The sequence below is a fragment of the Vibrio sp. 10N.222.49.C9 genome (genome assembly GCF_041474985.1).
Taxonomy (GTDB): Bacteria; Pseudomonadota; Gammaproteobacteria; order Enterobacterales; family Vibrionaceae; genus Vibrio; species Vibrio crassostreae_C.
The window spans coordinates 1-326 of record NZ_JBFRVD010000493.1 but is presented as its reverse complement, the minus strand read 5'-3'; the positions used below and the strand labels follow the sequence as shown (position 1 = coordinate 326).

Here is a 326-nt window from a genome sequence, read left to right as displayed (position 1 = left end):
GCGCGAGGCGGCAACGAGTAGGAAGTGGTGGAACAGGGTCGCAATATCTTCTTTTCGCTCCCTCAAAGGGGGAAGCTCTAGGGTGACAACATTCAGGCGATAGTATAAATCTTCTCGGAAACTGCCTTGTTGGGCTGCTTGTTTGAGGTCCACTTTTGTTGCGGCGATAACGCGAATATCAATTGGGATAAGGGAGTTTGAGCCGACGTGCTCAATGGCGCGCTCTTGCAGAACCCGTAGCAATCTTATTTGTGCCTGCATTGGCATCGACTCTATCTCATCAAGAAATAGCGTGCCGTTTTGCGCATGTTCAAGCTTGCCAATAC

1 protein-coding gene is annotated in these 326 nt (G+C 50.0%); it reads right to left on the bottom strand.

The window, feature by feature from the left end; translation table 11 throughout:
* Positions 1-326, bottom strand: a 326-nt coding sequence (locus AB4585_RS24145) for a sigma 54-interacting transcriptional regulator (protein ID WP_372171288.1), incomplete at both ends; no start/stop codon positions are given.